We start from the raw sequence: 17,040 nt of genomic DNA, 5'->3' as shown, positions 1-17,040 counted from the left end.
TATAATTGGTCTATATTAAATTGTTCTATTAAATGATTGTTACGACATTAAAACACCATATTACCTTAAAAAACCTATGATAACACTTGATATGATTCTATCAGAAAACCGCATGAAATCTAGCGATGAAGCCTATGTGCAGCATGCAGTCGCTTGTAGCCCGTTTGTTGCAAAGTTGTTTACAAGAGATGAAGGTTTGCTGAATGATTTGCTAGTAAACCTGCATCAAGAATACCAGTTAAGTGACATGCAAAGTTTTTTAGCGCGTCAAAATATTTTTGACGAAACAACTTTAAAGCAAGCTTTAAGGCATTTGCGTCAGCAGGTCATGGCGAAAATCATCGTGCGTGACTTGAATGGTTTAGCAGATTTAATGGAAGTTATGCGCACGACTTCTGCATTGGCAGAATGTGTAATTAATACTTCGATTGATTACTTGAATACTTGGTTAGTAGATATGTTTGGTCAGCCTGTAAGCGGCGCAGGCTACCCTGAAAGTTTTATGGTGATAGGCATGGGCAAGCTTGGCGGTGGCGAACTTAATGTTTCCTCTGATATTGACTTAATTTTTGCCTATGAAAACGAAGGTGAAACAACCGGTGAGAAATCCATTAGTAACCAAGATTTCTTTACCCGATTAGCCAAAAAATTAATCGCGGCGATAGACGAAATTACCGAAGATGGCTTTGTGTTCAGGGTGGATATGCGTTTGCGACCATTTGGTAGCGAAGGCGCGCTGGTTTCAAATTTAGATGCGCTTGAAGCGTATTACCAAAACAATGGACGCGAGTGGGAGCGCTATGCTTGGATAAAAGGTCGCGAAGTCACAGGTGGCTCGCAAGTAACTAAGTTGCTAAAACCATTTGTTTTTCGAAAGTATTTGGATTTTGGTGCATTTGCCAGCATGCGCGATTTGAAAATCCAAATACAGCGCGATGTGAACAGCAAAGGCATGCAGGACAATATCAAACTTGGTCGTGGCGGTATCCGCGAAATTGAGTTTATTGCCCAAGTTTTTCAGTTAATTCGCGGTGGACAAGATGCAAGCCTGCAAGTGAAATCTACGCTTTCAGTGTTAGCGCTATTAAAAAACAAAGGCTTGTTGCCTGAAAAAACTGTAGCTGAGTTAACTGAGGCTTATGTGTTTTTGCGTAATTTAGAACATAGGTTGATGTATGTAGATGACGCGCAAACACAAGAACTGCCTAAATCAGATGAAGCTAAGGCGCGTATCGCCAAAGCGATGTGTTTTGCAGATTGGGATGAGTTTTTAGCTAAATTAAATGCCTACCGCCAACAAGTGCAACATCACTTTGATGAAACTTTTAGTGATGCTAATACGCCGCAAGGTGAACTGGAAATAGAAAAGTCTATTTGGAATGGCGCAATTGTCGAGCAAGAGTCATTTTCAGCCTTGCAAAAGCTAGGTTTCTTTGATGCACACGAAACATCGCGTCTACTCAATACCTTGCATCAAAGTAACCGTTATCGTCAGCTGCCAGAACTTAGCCGTCAACGTTTTGATGCGTTAATGCCACTAGTCATATCGCAATCGGCTGAGATGCAAAATGCTGACATTACACTAATGCGCATGATTGATTTGCTAGAAAGTATCTGCCGCCGTGCGAGCTACTTAGCTTTGTTAGCTGAACATCCGCAATCCATGCAGCTATTGGTTAAATTGTGTAGCAGTAGCCCGTGGCTCACGAACTATTTAGTACAACACCCTATACTTTTAGATGAGCTATTAGATACGCGCACCTTGTATGCAGCCCCTGATTTCTCAGCCTTGCATGCAGACTTGCTCGCCCGTTTAGCCGAAGTGCAAGGCGATGTCGAGCGTGAAATGGACGTATTTCGCCACTTTAAGCACGCCAATATATTCCGCTTTGCCGCACAAGATATTAACGGCGAGTTAAGCCCAGAAAAGCTATCCGATTATTTGAGTGAACTTGCGCAATTAATTCTAAGCGTAAGTTTGGAAATTATTTGGCCAAATGTGCGCGGTAAGCATTTAGATGTGCCGAAATTCGCTGTGATTGGTTACGGCAAACTCGGTGGAAAAGAGCTGGGTTACGCTTCAGACTTAGATATTATCTTCTTATATGATGACGATGCAGATGAGGCTGGCGAAGTTTACGCACGCTTTGCACAGCGCATTAATAACTGGTTCAATAGCTTAACATCAGCAGGTTTGCTTTATGAAACCGATATGCAATTGCGTCCAGATGGCAATAGCGGCTTGCTAGTGAGTAGTGTGACTGCATTCAAAGAATACCAAATGCAAAAAGCCTGGGTATGGGAACACCAAGCCATTACCCGCGCACGCTTTGTGGCAGGTGATACTAAAATTGGCGAGGCCTTCGATGCCATTCGTATTGAAGTGATAACGCAGCAGCGAGACCTGAACCAACTAAAAACAGAAGTGCACTCCATGCGCGAAAAAATGCGCTCCTCACAACATATTGAAGCCAATATGTTCGATATTAAACACAGTGTTGGCGGCATTATTGATGTGGAGTTTTTAGTACAATATTTAGTGCTGGCGTATGCAAAACAATACCCACAACTCACAGCTAACATCGGCAATATAGGCTTGCTAAGACTACTTGCGTCACTTAATATTATCGACCAAGATTTGGCAGATAAAGTTGTATTGGCATACCGAGATTATCGCCATAGCCAGCATATGCTTAAACTACAAGGCGCCGCGCATTTAAGGGTGGGGTTGCCAACCGTGAGTGAGCATGCGACTGCGGTGAAAACTTTATGGGAAAAGGTTTTGTTGATTAGTTGATGCCTGGGTCTATGGGCTATTGGCATGTTAAAATGCCAAGCTATGAATGTGAATAAATCTGTGAACCCAATTCCTACCGTGTCAAATCCAGCCAACTTAAGCACAGCTTTGCAAAGCTGCATGTTGGCTGATCGTCATGCTTTGCGGCGCAAATTGCGTGATGCGACAGATTTGCAAAAGCTGAAAGATGAAAAATCTGTGGCAAGAGCCCAGCGCCTGTTGGGTGAAATTTCACAAAAAGTGCGCACATCTCAGCAAAAATTTGCAGCGAGATTAGCCAATTTACCTAAGCCTGAATATCCGCTTGAGTTGCCAGTGAGTGGCAAAAAAGATGAAATTGCTGCAGCTATTAACAATAATCAAGTGGTGATTATTTGTGGCGAAACGGGTTCTGGTAAAACGACACAAATCCCTAAAATTTGCCTTGAGCTTGGTCGTGGTGTAGCTGGTTTAATTGGGCATACGCAACCACGCCGCATTGCTGCGCGTTCAGTGGCGTCGCGTATTGCACAAGAGCTACAAAGTCCGTTAGGTGAAGTGGTTGGTTATAAAGTGCGCTTTAACGATAAGCTTTCTGAATCTAGCTACGTTAAGTTGATGACCGATGGTATTTTGCTGGCAGAAACGCAGGGCGATAAATTCCTGAATGCTTATGACACTATTATTATCGATGAGGCGCATGAGCGTAGTCTGAATATTGATTTCTTGCTTGGTTACCTCAAACAGTTGTTACCAAAGCGTCCTGACTTAAAAATTATTGTGACTTCTGCAACGATTGATGCCGAGCGTTTCTCAAATCATTTTTCATCGCTTACAAGCGATGGGGTATTAAAAGTTGCGCCAGTTATTGAGGTATCAGGCCGCACTTACCCAGTTGAAATCCGCTATCGCCCATTAGGGAAAGCTGGTTTTCGTGCCAAAGAAATCGCAGAGGCAGAAAACGCTCAGTTTGATTTTGAGGACGAAACTATCTTTGGTATTGCGCGTAAAGCAAAGACAGAAGCGCGTTGGCTGGAAGAGGATGACGAAGAAGAAGCCATCGAAGAAGCAATTCTAGATGCGGCGGATGACTTGTTGCGCCAAGGCGATGGCGATATTTTAGTGTTTCTACCAGGTGAGCGTGAAATACGCGATGTTGCAGATCATTTGCGTAAATATCAAGGACGTTCGGCGAAGTTAAAGCATATTGAAGTGTTACCTTTATTTGCTCGTTTGAGCATTGAGGATCAGCAAAAGATTTTCAAAAGCCATAGCTCGCGCCGTATTGTGTTAGCGACTAACGTGGCGGAAACGTCACTCACTGTGCCTGGCATTAAGTACGTGATTGATGCTGGGTTGGCGCGGATGAACCGTTACAGCACGCGCGCAAAAGTTGAGCAATTACAGATTGAGAAAATTAGCCAAGCCGCTGCAAAACAGCGTGCAGGCCGTTGCGGCCGTGTTTCAAGTGGTATATGTGTGCGTTTGTATTCTGAACAAGATTTTAACGGTCGCCCAGAGTTTACCGAGCCTGAAATTCTGCGTAGCTCATTAGCGAGTGTGATTTTACGCATGGCGGCATTAAAGCTTGGCGACGTGACGGAGTTTCCATTTATCGAGGCGCCATCATCTCGACTAGTGAGCGACGGCTATTTGTTGTTACAAGAATTAGGCGCGGTAGATAGCAAGCGCCAAATTACCGAAATCGGCTTGCAGCTAGCGCGCTTACCTTTAGATCCGCGAGTTGGTCGTATGATTTTAGCCGCTAAGCGCGAAGGGTGTTTGAACGAGATATTGATTATTGCTAGTGTGTTGAGCATACAAGATCCGCGCGAACGACCCATGGATAAGCGCGAAGCGGCTGATAATGCACATGCAAAATTTGCAGGCGAGGGCTCAGACTTTATGAGTTACCTCAAGCTTTGGGACTTTTTTGACAACGCGTTAAAAACCAAAAAGTCGAACAAGGATTTGCTAAATCAGTGCCATAGCAATTTCTTATCTTTTTTACGCCTAAAAGAGTGGCGAGAATTGCATAGCCAAATTAAGCAAATAACGGACGAAATGGTGCTTCTATCCCCCTCACCCCAACCCTCTCCCACGAGGGGAGAGGTAGTTCAACGACAAGCCAACTTTGAGCAGATACATAAAGCCTTGTTAGCAGGTTTGCTCGGTAATATTGGTTTTAAAGATGGCGATAACGATGCTTATTCAGGCGCACGCAGTATCCGTTTTTATGTTGCACCTGGTTCTTGCCTAAAGAAAACGCGACCGAAATGGGTGATAGCCGCTGAATTAGTAGATACCACTAAGCTTTACGCGCGCTGTGTGGCAAAAATTGAGCCTGATTGGATTGAGCCATTAGCACGCGGCTTAACCGAAAGCCAATATTCTGACCCACGTTGGGATAGAAAAATGGGCATGGTCAATGCATGGGAGCGCGTTTCTCTGTATGGCTTAACTATTATTCCTAAGCGCCGTGTGCATTACGGGCCAATTAATCCAAAAGAAGCTCGCGAAATATTTATTCGCGAAGCCTTAGCGAGTGGCGAGTTTGATACCAGAGCTGCATTTTTCACTGCAAATGAGCGCTTAATCTCCGAAGTTGAAGAGTTGGAGCATAAAGCACGTCGCCAAGATGTGCTGGTAGATGAGCATCAGCTATTTGCTTTTTACGATGCAAAAATCCCAGCTGATATTTTTCAAGCCGCGACTTTTGAAAAATGGCGTGAAACCGCTGAAAAAGAAAATCCGAAGTTGTTGTATCTCACTCGCGATGATTTGATGCGCCATGGTGCCGATGCGATTACAGCTGTGCAGTTTCCTGAAATGATTTTGTTAGATGGCGTTGAAACACATCTCAAATACCGCTTTGAGCCAGGTCATGTTTTGGATGGCGTGACGGCGACTATTCCCTTAGCTTTGTTAAATCAACTGAGTCCAACGCAATCTGAATGGTTGGTGCCAGGTATGCTGCGTGAAAAGCTGACCTATTTGATTAAAGCCCTGCCTAAAACTTTCCGCCGCGTTTGTGTGCCAGTGCCTGAGTTTGTGACGGTATTTTTAGACCAAAATAAAATAGGTGGTGGTGCGATAAAGCAAGTACTGGCAGCACATATTCAGTGTGTGACTACGCTGAAAATTTCAGTTGAAGATTGGACAGAAGAAACGCCAGCGCACTTACTAATGAACTTTAGTGTTGTAGATGATGCAGGCCGCGAGCTTGCCATGGGGCGCGATTGGAATGCGCTTAAAAAACAATTAGGTTCAGCCGCGCAGCTTACCTTTAGAAACACTTCGCCCGATATTGAGAAAACTGGTCTAAAACAATGGGATTTTGGTGATTTACCGCAAACCTTGAGTTTTGAGCGCGATGGCTTAAAAGTGGTCGGTTATCCAGCGCTTGAAGATGATATTGATAGTGTTTCTGTGAAGCTTTTTGACACAGAGCGCGAGGCCGCTGTAAATCTACGTAAAGGTATTTGCCGATTGATTCGTTTTGAGTTAAAAGAACAAATGAAGCAGCTGGAAAAAAGCCTGCCAAATTTTAATCAATACGCTTTAACGCTTAGAAACATAATGTCGCCAGAAGATTTACGTGAAGATATGATTACGGCCATTGCCGATCGCGCCTTTATCGGTGAAGATGATTTGCCTCGCACCAATGCTGAGTTTATGAAGTTGAAACAACGGGCCAGAACACGTCTGCCAGCCGTTAGCGAGGCCATTGCAAGGCAGGCTCAAGCGATTGCCACTGAATATCAGTTGCTCATTACCAAGCAAAGTCAAATGGCGACAACAGCTAATCGATTAAAGCGCGATTTAGAGCAGCAAGTGGTGCAACTGGTTTACAAAGATTGTTTTAGCCAAACACCGTGGGAGCATTTGCAGCAAGTGCCGCGCTACTTAAAGGCTTTAAGATTGCGCATTGAAAAGCACCCTGCGAACCCTGACCGCGATGGCAAAAATGCAGGTAGCGTGGGTGTGTTGTGGGAAAAATGGCAAAATAAAGTTAACGCATTACATCAAGCAAATTTAGCTGTTTCGGAAGATTTGCAAGAATTCCGCTGGTTGATTGAAGAGCTACGAGTCTCCTTATTTGCGCAAGAACTTAAAACGCCATTTCCAGTCTCGCTTAAACGTTTAGAAAAAACATGGGCTGACATCACTTAACCGTGAGTCGCCAGTCACACATTCATGGAAAATAATCTGAATCCGCTAGAAACATCAGCCGACCAATTTGACGAGTTTTTGCTTAAGCCGCGTGGCGATAAGTTTATTCGCATCAATATTAGTCGTAACACGCTAATTGCGATCATCTTTTCGCTGTTGGTGCATGGGCTGCTTTTAATTGTTTTCTTGCCGAAAATTGATTTTACTAATCCTGCGTCACCGCAACCAGAGGCTTTGGAAGTGAGCTTGGCACCTCCAACTCCGCCTAAAGTTGAAGTTCCAGAAATACCTGAGCCAGAACCTATTGTGACTAAATCTCCACCAAAAGTCATTACACGTAAACCAAGTAAAAGTCCTAAGCCATCGACTTTTTCTGTGCCAGATGTGATTGCAACAAAACAACCCACACCAGAACCGTTACCGCCTAAAGAAGTTAAACCAAATGACGCGCCAACTGATATGGCCTCTTACGTTAAGCAGCAACAAGCTAAGCGTAACGCTACGGAGGCAGATGCCGCAAGACAAAATGCAGAAGCTGTAGCGCGTGAAGTTGGCCCTAGCCAAGAAAAAGTCAGAGATGACAGAATTAAAAGTAATTTAAAAGTCGGTACTAATGGAATTTTTGAAATCACCAATTTAAGTGGGCGGCATGGGGCATTTGCATTCAAGGGTTGGACGAATGATTACAGCAGTGCAAAACGTGAATCATTTGAGGTGGAAGCGGGCACTGGTCAAGACGTTAGATTGGTGATGATTAAGAAAATGATCTCTTTGATACGCCGACATTATGAAGGCGACTTTAACTGGGAATCTCAACGCTTAGGTCGTGAAGTGGTGAAGTCAGCACGCCCAGAAGATAGCGCTGAACTAGAAGAGTTTATGATGATGGAGTTTTTTGGCACCAACTATAAGAACACGCCATATTAGCGTCTAGGTCAGATATCCCTTTCAATAAAACTTTTACCAAAGGTGTTAGAAGTTTTAAACCTAGTGTTTATTGAGCTATATCATATAAAAGTGCTGGCAATGCGCTAACATAACAATTCCGCTATTAACGGCAATGTAAAACCATGAGTCAGCACCATCTCAAGCCTTTGTTTTCACCTAAATCTGTAGCCGTGTTTGGGGCGAGTGACCGTGTCGATTCCGTTGGGCAAGTAGTATTTCAAAATATGTTGCAAAGTGGTTACCAAGGTAAGCTCTATGCGATAAATCCCAAACATAGCAAAGTGCAGGGTTGCAAGGCTTATGCTTCTATCACGGAAATTGCTGAACCTATAGACTTGGTGGTAATTGCCACGCCAGCTGAATCTGTGCCAGATATTATTGAGCGCTGTGGTCTTAATAAGGTGAAAGTCGCCATTATTATTAGCGCAGGGTTTGGCGAAGCGGGTGCAGCAGGAAAGCAACTGGAAGCCTCAGTGCTAGAGAAAGCCCATCATTATGGCATTCGCCTGATTGGTCCAAACTGCCTCGGTGTCATGTGTCCAGATATTGGCCTAAATGCGACCTTTAATAAGGGTAACGCCATTTCAGGCAATATTGCCTTTATTTCTCAATCTGGTGCGTTATGCACGGCGATTTTAGATTGGGCAAGCGCTAACGATGTTGGATTTTCTAACGTTGTTTCTATGGGCGCTTCGGTCGATGTGGATTTTGGTGAAATTCTTGATTATTTGATATCAGACACAAAAACGCATAGCATTTTGTTGTATATCGAAGGCATCCATGATGCACGCGGATTTATGAGTTCAATTCGTGCTGCTGCGCGTATTAAACCTGTCATTTTGGTTAAAGTAGGGCGCCATCCTGCGGCGTCTAAAGCGGCTATTTCACATACTTCTGCCATTGTTGGGTCTGATGATGCCTTTGATGCGGCAGTAAGGCGCGCGGGGGTTGTACGCGTGCAAACTATTACACAGTTATTCTCAGCGGCTAAAGCACTTTCATGCGGCTTTGACCCAATAGGCAGCCGCTTGGCTATTGTCACTAATGGCGGCGGCCCAGGTGTGATGGCAACTGATTACGCCATTGATTTAGGCTTAGAAATCGCGGTGCTGTCTGAGGCTACACTTAAAACGCTTAATGAAGCGCTGCCTAACACTTGGTCGCACGGTAATCCGATTGATATTATTGGCGATGCGCAAGTCGATAGATATGAATCTGCCGTTAAAGCTTGTTTAGAAGATCCGAATGTGGATGGCGTACTCACTATTTTGACGCCGCAAGCCATGACTAAGCCGTTAGAGGTAGCCAATGCCATGATTGCGTTAAGCCATCAATATAAAAAACCTTTGCTAACGTCGTGGATGGGCGAAGCGCAGGTGAGCGAGTCGCGCGCTGCGTTTAATCGCACTAAGATGCCTAGCTTCCGTAATCCTGAATCCGCTGTAGATGTATTTTCCTTTCTTTCTGCCTACCATAAAAACCAGAAGCTTTTAATGCAAATGCCTGGGCCAATCTCCCACCATTTAGCACCAGATGTTGAAAGTGCGCGCATGATTATTGAGGGCGCATTGCAAGAAAAGCGTAAGATTTTAGGTGAAATGGAATCCAAAGCCTTGCTATCAGCATTTCATATTCCTGTGGCGCACACCATGGTTGCACGTTCACCCAATGAGGCATTGTTAATAGCACAGCAACTGGGCTTTCCAGTAGCGATGAAAATCAACTCACCAGAAATTACGCATAAATCTGATGTAGGCGGTGTGGTGCTTAATTTGGCTAATGCACAAGAAATCCGCTCGGCCTATCATTCCATTATTGAAAACGTTAAAAGCAAACGCCCTAATGCGCATATCAATGGCATCTCTATTCAGCCCATGATAATCAAACCAAATGGTCGCGAGTTGATGGTAGGTGTGACTAACGACCCTGTATTTGGCCCGATTATCACCTTTGGCGCGGGTGGCACAACCGTTGAAATTATTGCAGATCGCTCGGTAGCGCTTCCACCATTGAATAATTTCTTGGTAAAAGACCTGATTAATAATACGCATGTGGCAAAAATGTTAGGCACATTCAGAAATATGCCGCCAGTGAATATGCAAGCGCTAGAAAGTGTGCTGTTGCGCGTTTCTGAAATGGTATGTGAGTTGCCAATGTTAATGGAAATGGACATTAACCCATTGATATTAGATGAAAATGGCGTGCTGGCTGCCGATGCTCGAATAATGGTAGAAGTGCGGCCGCCAAGTGCCGACCGCTATGCGCATATGGCGATATACCCTTATCCAACGCACTTAGTCACTAACTGGCAACTGGCAGATGGCACCGATGTGAAAATTCGTCCAATACGCCCAGAGGACGTGTGGTTGGTGCAAGATTTTGTAAAAAATCTCTCTGAAGAGGCGCGATATTTTAGGTTTATGAAAAGTGTAGAGCAACTTAGCGAGACCTTGTTAGTACGTTTTACACAAATCGATTACAGCCGCGAGATGGCGTTGATAGCAGTCAGAAATGAAAATAATAAAGAAATTGAGTTAGGCGTCACGCGCTATGCTATTAACCCCGATGGTGAAAGCTGTGAATTTGCTTTAGTAGTCGCTGACAGCATGCGCGGCACTGGCTTAGGTCATAAGTTGATGACGGCACTCATGGATATTGCACGCACAAAAGGCCTAAAACGTATTGAAGGTGAAGTGCTTAAAAATAATGCCAGCATGTTAAAACTCATGAAACGCTTGGGTTTTAATGCCACGGTTAACCCTGACGATAGCAGCATTAAAAACGTGACAATCGATTTATAGTCTAATAAATCATGCACACGGCGTACATCACACATCCTGAGTTTCTTAAGCATGACATGGGGCCAGACCATCCCGAATGTCCGGCACGCATTCATGCGATTCAAGATCAGTTGATTGCATCAGGCTTATTCGACTTTTTGGAGCATTATGAAGCCCCCAAAGTCAGCAAGGAAATATTGGCTTTGGCACATACTCAAGAATATATCGATTGGGTGTTTAGTCAGTCACCCGATTCTGGCCTAGTAGACCTTGATGGCGACACATTAATGAATCCATATACATTGGATGCCGCTTTGTACGCCACTGGCGCGGTTGTGGAAGGCGTTGATTTAGTCATGGCAGGCAAAGTGAATAATGCTTTTTGTAATATTCGCCCACCAGGTCACCACGCCAAACGTGAAGGTGCATCTGGATTTTGTATATTTAACAATGTGGCGGTAGCAGCCACTTATGCGCTTGAACATCATGGCTTAGAACGTATAGCCATTGCCGATTTTGACGTGCATCACGGTGATGGTACGGAAGATATTTTTCACTATGACCCGCGCGTGATGATGTGTTCGACTTTTCAACACCCTTATTACCCATATTGCGGTGCCGATAGTGCTAATGAGCATATGATTAACATACCACTTGCGGCTGGCAGCACAGGCGAACAGTTTCGTAAAGCTGTGACTGAACATTGGCTACCCGCGCTAGACCGTTTTCAGCCACAGATGATATTCATTTCCGCAGGTTTCGATGCGCATTGGGAAGACGATATGAGCGATATTCAACTGCATGAAAAAGATTACTTATGGGTCACCGAAATGTTAAAAGCAGTCGCTAAACGCCACGCGAATAATCGTATCGTTTCCGCACTTGAAGGTGGTTATGCTCTGCATGCGCTAGGGCGATGTGTCATGACGCATGTGAAGTGTTTGAGCGATCTTTAATATTCCTAAATGACTTAACAAATAGGTCAATGAAGTAGCCGCGGACTAGAATAAATACTATGCTTAAATTAATCACCGCCTTATCTTTATTGTTAGCTTGTACCGCGTGCTCTCATCAAACACAACCAATCACGGCAAGCGAGAAATCAGCCCTCGTCTAAGAACAAGTCCTCGATAATAAACAATGTAGCCATTTTAAAAATGACTTACATTCGGCGTCAGTGAGTAATTTAGAGAATGATAAAATCTACCATGATGCGACAAAAGCGCAGTGTCATAGATATTTAATCAGCTTCTTGAGTGACAATAAGCTCATTAACCATTTACATCTTCTACGGATTCTACGACTACTTTGTGGCCGCAAACATTACAAAGCATTGCGAAAACTCCATCGTCTGTAGTGTGCAAATTAAAGTCCATGCTTTTGCATTCAGGGCATTTCTGCTCTGCATCAAAGCCAAGAAACTTCAGATATAGATTTTGGAACATTGAAACAACTGCGCAAGTAAATAGAAGGCAAATTTTCGCATCTGGGATATTCTTGTTTGACGAGTGAACAACTTCGGCTGAGTAATCCCAAGCCATTTCTGACAGACTGCGACTGAATTTCCGCAAATTGCAATTGCTTTTTCCTTGAGCATAAATAGAAATCGCAACCTTTGCGATGCCTTTAAAATCTGCTGACTTGAGATTGTTTTCCTTTAAAAGTGTGGGGTTGGCGTCTACTAGTGCAGCAGTCAGTTCAATCAAGCTTTCCCTACATGTCAATCCTATACTTTGAATATTCTCTGCACCAACAATATCATTCAAGCTTACAGCAGCTAGGTTAAGGCGTCGGCTTATTGATTTTGTAGCATCTATGTCCAAAGGCAATTCATCAATAATATGCTTGAACTCTTTATGGTGTCTTGCATGTAGCCTTTGAGTTATCCCAATGTGAAATGAATATGCTTCATCGGTAGAGAAGTAAAATTCATCTTGTGTATAGAGGTTCATGGGGGCATCTTCCCCTTCAACAACCAACCAATTGCCGCCCATAGTTTTTACGTTCCAAACATTAATTTCGGAACCCAAGTCTCTGTATGTTTGCTCAACTTGAATGTATTTGATGTCCGTTATGTCATTACTATGAAGGTAAGACGTAATTATTTTTTCCGTTTCGATTCTATATTCAGGAGTCATTGCTTGACCTTCTAATAATGCTAGGATTAAACATGTCGTTAAATAGGCATCCTGTTAAGTCTTAAGTATTTCAACAAAAACACAATAACCTGTTCATTGTTAAAACTGTGTTAACGCTTTTCTAATTTCCATTTCATCTAAGCCTTTGCAAATAATCACAATGCGCGATAATGGCTCATCTTCGCTCCAACCTTCTAGCAATGTGGGTGGGTAGGGCGTGAAATGTACGGCATGAATGGCGAGTGGTGCAGATTGGTCTGCCGCATGGATAATGCCTTTTAATCGCAATAAGTTTTTGCCATACTTTTGGCAAAATTTTAATAAATGCGGTTTTAATTGTGACCAGTTAAGCGGGCTGGGCATGGCAACGGTGAAGCTGGTGATTTCGTCATTGTGTGATTTTTGCGAAAGGCTTGATGGTAAAGTACCTTTGGGCTGCACTGGCTTAAGGGGCGCACGCAACCAGCGTTGTGGTTCAGCTTGTTTAGTCGTTAAATCAAATAAACCTACATCGACTACAAATGCGGGGTCTAGCTCGCCATGCATTATTTTATGTTGTGTTGCCCCAGGGTTGATGTTGATGAGTTTTTCTTTTAGCGCATTTATTTGTTCGGCGCTGGCTAAGTCTGTTTTAGTCAGCACCAATACATCGGCCACAGCGGCTTGTTTTAATGCTTCGGTATTGTCTTCAATTTGTTGTAAGCCATAAACGCTGTCTATGGTCACAACGACCGCATCCAAGCGGTAAACAGACTCAATCACAGGTTCGTTCATCAAGTTGGCAAGTATCGGGCCTGGGTCGGCCATGCCAGTGGTTTCAATAATCAGTCGATTAAATTGTGGAACGGCTTGCAGGGCGCGTTTAAAAAACAAATCACGCATGGTGTCAGCCAACTCGTTTTTAAGTGTGCAGCATAAGCAGCCCGAACTCAGCAACACGGTGTTGTCGGCAATATGCTCGTTTTCAATATTTTGCGCTAAGTTGCTGTTGGCGAAAATTTGGTCTAATCCTGCGTCGCCTAGCTCATTAATGATAATTGCGGTGTCGCGCATATCAGGGTGATGCAGGAGCTTGTTCAGTAAGGTAGTTTTGCCGCTGCCTAGAAAGCCAGTGAGTAATGTGACGGGTATGCGTTTATCCATGTTTAGGGTGCTTCTATAAATCCAATTTTCGTTGCTACACTGCGTTACTCACAAAAAATTACTTCTTACATATTCAATATATGCGGCGTCGCAATTTTTTGTTCGCGCCTTGTTTAGCTTAGAAACTTGAATTTATAGAAGCACCCTTTATATTTTAAATGCAATAAAGCGAATTAGCTAATACATAAAGCAAACTCACTAATACAAGGTAAAATGTCACCAATTTAGTTAGAACAACGCATATAAGCATTTATGAACGTATTTTTTGAAGAAGACGGCAGTTTTAAAATTGCCTCCATTATGTCCGAAACGCAGGGCGCTTTGCAGGTGGAATCTGTGAGTGGCAAGCGCACCAAGGTGAAAGCCAGCAATGTGTTAATGCGCTTTGAAACGCCTTTGGCGGGCTTTATGGAAGCGGCTAACACCGAAGCGGAAACGCTAGAGTTAGATTTTCTGTGGGAATGCTGTGGCGAAACTGAGTTTGGTTTTGAAGAGTTTTCCACAGATTATTATGGTCGCAAACCAACTTCAATTGAGGCTGCGGCGATTGCGATTAAGCTGCATAGTGCGCCCGTGTATTTTAATCGTAAAGGTAAAGGCCGCTATAAAGCTGCACCTGCTGAAATATTAAAAGCTGCACTGGCTGGGCTTGAGAAAAAACGCTTATTAGCCGAAAAAATGGCCGCTTTTGTAGAAGATTTAAAATCACACAAAATGCCAGAAGATCTGATGCAAAAGCGCGATATGTTGCTTTATGAGCCAGATAAAAATGCTTTTGAATATAAAACATTAGATGCTGCTGCGAATGCGCTTCATTTAAGTCACCTCAAATTAATGCATTTTTGTGGCGCGATTCCGTCGGTTCATGATTATCACTTAGGTGCTTTTTTACGTGAATATTTTGCTAAGGGTACAGATTTTACCGCTGAGCAAATTGCTGAGATTGCTGCTGATTTAAGTTTTGATTTGCCGATGGCGGATGCGGAAGCTTTTAGTATCGATGACAGCACGACCACAGAAATTGACGATGCATTTTCAATTAAGCAACTTGCCGATGGCATCACTCGCGTGGGTATTCATATTGCCGCGCCGGCCTTGGGTATTAACGTTGAAGGCACGCTAGATAAAGAGGTGATGCAGCGATTGTCTACCGTCTATATGCCAGGTAACAAAATTACCATGCTGCCAGAGTCGGCTATTCGACCATTTAGTTTAGATGCAGGTGAAATTAAACCTGTTTTATCTTTATATTTGCATGTGAATGAGGCGCTAGAAATTATTCAACGTGATAGCAAAGTAGAGTTGATTAAAGTAGCCGAAAACTTACGCCACGATACATTAGAGCCGTTCTTTAATGAAGGCACATTAGAAGCCGATAGCGGACATCCGTATTGGGCTAAGTTACTGTATTTATTTAACTTGGCGGTTTCTTTAGAAAAATCTCGCGGTAAATACGACCCAACAAAACCACCACAAGTTGACTATAATTTTTATGTCACGGATGACAAAGTTAGCATTGTTGGCCGCCACCGTGGCTCACCTATGGACAAGCTCGTGGCAGAGTTAATGATAGAAGCCAATAATCAATGGGGTGCCTTATTGGCATCGCATGAAGTGCCAGGTTTGTATCGCGCACAAATGGGTGGCCGAGTGTATATGACCACTAAGGCCGAGCCGCATCAAGGTTTAGGCGTAGCGCAATATGCTTGGAGCACGTCACCTTTGCGTCGTGCGGTGGATTTAATTAACCAACGTCAAATTATTAGCGTAGTACAAAATGATCAGCCTGCTTATCCGCAGAACAGCGATGCGCTCACTACGCATATGCGCAACTTTGAGTTAACTTACAAGGCTTATAGTGAGTTTCAAACTCGTATGGAGCGTTATTGGTGTTTGCAGTATTTGATTCAAGAGAATGTGCAGGAGGTTCACGCAACCGTTTGGCGCGAGAACTTAGTACGTTTAGATAATATGCCTTATATGACTAAAGTTTATGGCTTGCCCGAGCTTAAATCTGGCACACGCGTGAGCTTGCAAGTTCAAGAAGTCGATACACTTCTGTTGGATTTGCGTACTAAATTCGTACAAGTGTTGGAGGAAGCTGCTGTAGCTTTAGACTTTGATGATGCGGATTCGAATAATGAAGTTTTGGAAGTCTTAGAGCCAGAGCTTGTTGATTCGAATGCACCTGATTTGATTAGTACTGATATAGCCACTCCAGATGATGCCGTTAATGCGGAGACAATCTAATGTTCCGTGTTGCTAAACATTTAATGCGTAATTTCACACATACTAGTGCGGTAGACGAAACCGCTTACGTGAGCGAAACCAATGGCGTTCGCTCTTTGCATTTAGGTTCTGTCACAGTACAAAGCGCTATGCGCATACGTGACCCGTTTGCGCTGGAACTCACCTACACACGCGGCATTATGTGCTTTTTACTGTTTAAAAATAATGTTAAAGACATGCTCACCATTGGTTTGGGTGGTGGTTCCGTTGCAAAATATACTTATAAAAACTGCCCAGAAATTATTAGTACTATCGTTGAGATTAATTCAAAAGTGATCCAAATGGCGCGCAACCAATTTGCGGTGCCAGAAAATGATGACCGAATGAATGTGATTGAAGGTGATGGCTTGCAATATCTAGCCGAGCATATCAATGCCACTGATGTATTGTTGATTGACGCGTTTGATAGCAATGGTATTCCACCCGATTTTTGCAGCCAAGATTTTTTTGATCAATGCTCAGTGACACTTAAACGTGACGGCATTTTCGTGATTAATCTATGGGGTAGTGATAAGAATTTTGATATTTATTTGCAGCGCATCGAGCAAAGTTTTGAGCAAAAGGTACTAATGATGCGCACTGGGAAGCCTGGCAATATCGTTGTTTTCGGCTTTAATAAAACCCCTAGCAACTTAAGTGTAGCTCATCTGCAAGAGCGCGCAAAAGCACTTGAGGCGCAACATCAGATAGAGTTTTCTGATTTCATCGATAAACTATGCAATGATAATCAGGTATACCAAAAAAGATTGATGCTTAGAGGCGACGCAAGCAATATATAGTCAACATCAAAGCC

At 43.4% G+C, this 17,040-nt stretch carries 9 protein-coding genes; 7 read left to right on the top strand and 2 right to left on the bottom strand.

Going from position 1 to position 17,040, the window contains the following annotated elements:
- Window positions 1–76 precede the first annotated feature (76 nt).
- The 5 genes from glnE to PSV17_RS00930 all read left to right on the top strand — a co-directional run bounded on the left by glnE (window position 77) and on the right by PSV17_RS00930 (window position 11,633).
- Complete coding sequence (glnE, locus tag PSV17_RS00950) at window positions 77–2,797, top strand: bifunctional [glutamate--ammonia ligase]-adenylyl-L-tyrosine phosphorylase/[glutamate--ammonia-ligase] adenylyltransferase (protein WP_300478613.1); 2,721 nt, start codon at window positions 77–79, stop codon at window positions 2,795–2,797.
- Window positions 2,798–2,917: 120 nt separating this feature from the next.
- Complete coding sequence (gene hrpA / locus PSV17_RS00945; protein WP_300479038.1) at window positions 2,918–6,949, top strand: ATP-dependent RNA helicase HrpA; 4,032 nt, start codon at window positions 2,918–2,920, stop codon at window positions 6,947–6,949.
- A 24-nt stretch (window positions 6,950–6,973) separates the two neighbouring features.
- Window positions 6,974–7,876, top strand: coding sequence for a hypothetical protein (locus tag PSV17_RS00940; RefSeq protein WP_300478611.1), 903 nt, complete (start codon window positions 6,974–6,976; stop codon window positions 7,874–7,876).
- Window positions 7,877–8,019: 143 nt separating this feature from the next.
- Entirely contained in the window at window positions 8,020–10,698 is a 2,679-nt protein-coding gene (locus PSV17_RS00935; RefSeq protein ID WP_300478608.1) for a bifunctional acetate--CoA ligase family protein/GNAT family N-acetyltransferase, read from the top strand.
- Between the two features lie 11 nt (window positions 10,699–10,709).
- Window positions 10,710–11,633 (top strand): histone deacetylase family protein, encoded by a 924-nt coding sequence (locus PSV17_RS00930; RefSeq protein ID WP_300478605.1) that lies wholly within the window; start codon window positions 10,710–10,712, stop codon window positions 11,631–11,633.
- 315 nt (window positions 11,634–11,948) lie between these two features.
- Here the strand turns inward: PSV17_RS00930 and PSV17_RS00925 are convergent, their stop codons facing one another.
- Both PSV17_RS00925 and PSV17_RS00920 read right to left on the bottom strand, forming a co-directional pair.
- Window positions 11,949–12,815: a hypothetical protein gene (locus tag PSV17_RS00925; RefSeq protein WP_300478603.1), complete on the bottom strand. Its 867-nt coding sequence runs from the start codon at window positions 12,813–12,815 to the stop codon at window positions 11,949–11,951.
- Between the two features lie 99 nt (window positions 12,816–12,914).
- A complete protein-coding gene (locus tag PSV17_RS00920) occupies window positions 12,915–13,958 on the bottom strand; it encodes a GTP-binding protein (protein ID WP_300478601.1) in 1,044 nt (347 codons plus the stop codon).
- A gap of 252 nt (window positions 13,959–14,210) precedes the next feature.
- Here PSV17_RS00920 and PSV17_RS00915 point away from each other — a divergent pair, with 252 nt between their 5' ends.
- Window positions 14,211–16,208, top strand: coding sequence for an RNB domain-containing ribonuclease (locus tag PSV17_RS00915; protein ID WP_300478598.1), 1,998 nt, complete (start codon window positions 14,211–14,213; stop codon window positions 16,206–16,208).
- The gene (locus tag PSV17_RS00910) at window positions 16,208–17,026 is read left to right on the top strand and encodes a polyamine aminopropyltransferase (RefSeq protein ID WP_300478595.1); all 819 of its coding nucleotides are present in this window, start codon (window positions 16,208–16,210) and stop codon (window positions 17,024–17,026) included. The genes PSV17_RS00915 and PSV17_RS00910 overlap by 1 nt, the downstream gene beginning before the upstream one ends.
- Window positions 17,027–17,040: the final 14 nt, after the last annotated feature.

The sequence above is a fragment of the Methylotenera sp. genome (assembly GCF_029946165.1).
Taxonomy (GTDB): domain Bacteria; phylum Pseudomonadota; class Gammaproteobacteria; order Burkholderiales; family Methylophilaceae; genus Methylotenera.
Note: the sequence above shows the minus strand (reverse complement) of the source record. Positions and strands in the feature narration are given on the sequence as shown.

Bases quoted from the DNA above. Each gene is read 5' to 3' on its own strand.
- PSV17_RS00910 (WP_300478595.1), top strand. From the start codon at position 16,208: ATGTTCCGTGTTGCTAAACATTTAATGCGTAATTTCACACATACTAGT.
- glnE (WP_300478613.1), top strand. From the start codon at position 77: ATGATAACACTTGATATGATTCTATCAGAAAACCGCATGAAATCTAGC.
- hrpA (WP_300479038.1), top strand. From the start codon at position 2,918: ATGTTGGCTGATCGTCATGCTTTGCGGCGCAAATTGCGTGATGCGACA.
- PSV17_RS00915 (WP_300478598.1), top strand. From the start codon at position 14,211: ATGAACGTATTTTTTGAAGAAGACGGCAGTTTTAAAATTGCCTCCATT.
- PSV17_RS00935 (WP_300478608.1), top strand. From the start codon at position 8,020: ATGAGTCAGCACCATCTCAAGCCTTTGTTTTCACCTAAATCTGTAGCC.
- PSV17_RS00925 (WP_300478603.1), bottom strand. From the start codon at position 12,815: ATGACTCCTGAATATAGAATCGAAACGGAAAAAATAATTACGTCTTAC.
- PSV17_RS00930 (WP_300478605.1), top strand. From the start codon at position 10,710: ATGCACACGGCGTACATCACACATCCTGAGTTTCTTAAGCATGACATG.
- PSV17_RS00940 (WP_300478611.1), top strand. From the start codon at position 6,974: ATGGAAAATAATCTGAATCCGCTAGAAACATCAGCCGACCAATTTGAC.
- PSV17_RS00920 (WP_300478601.1), bottom strand. From the start codon at position 13,958: ATGGATAAACGCATACCCGTCACATTACTCACTGGCTTTCTAGGCAGC.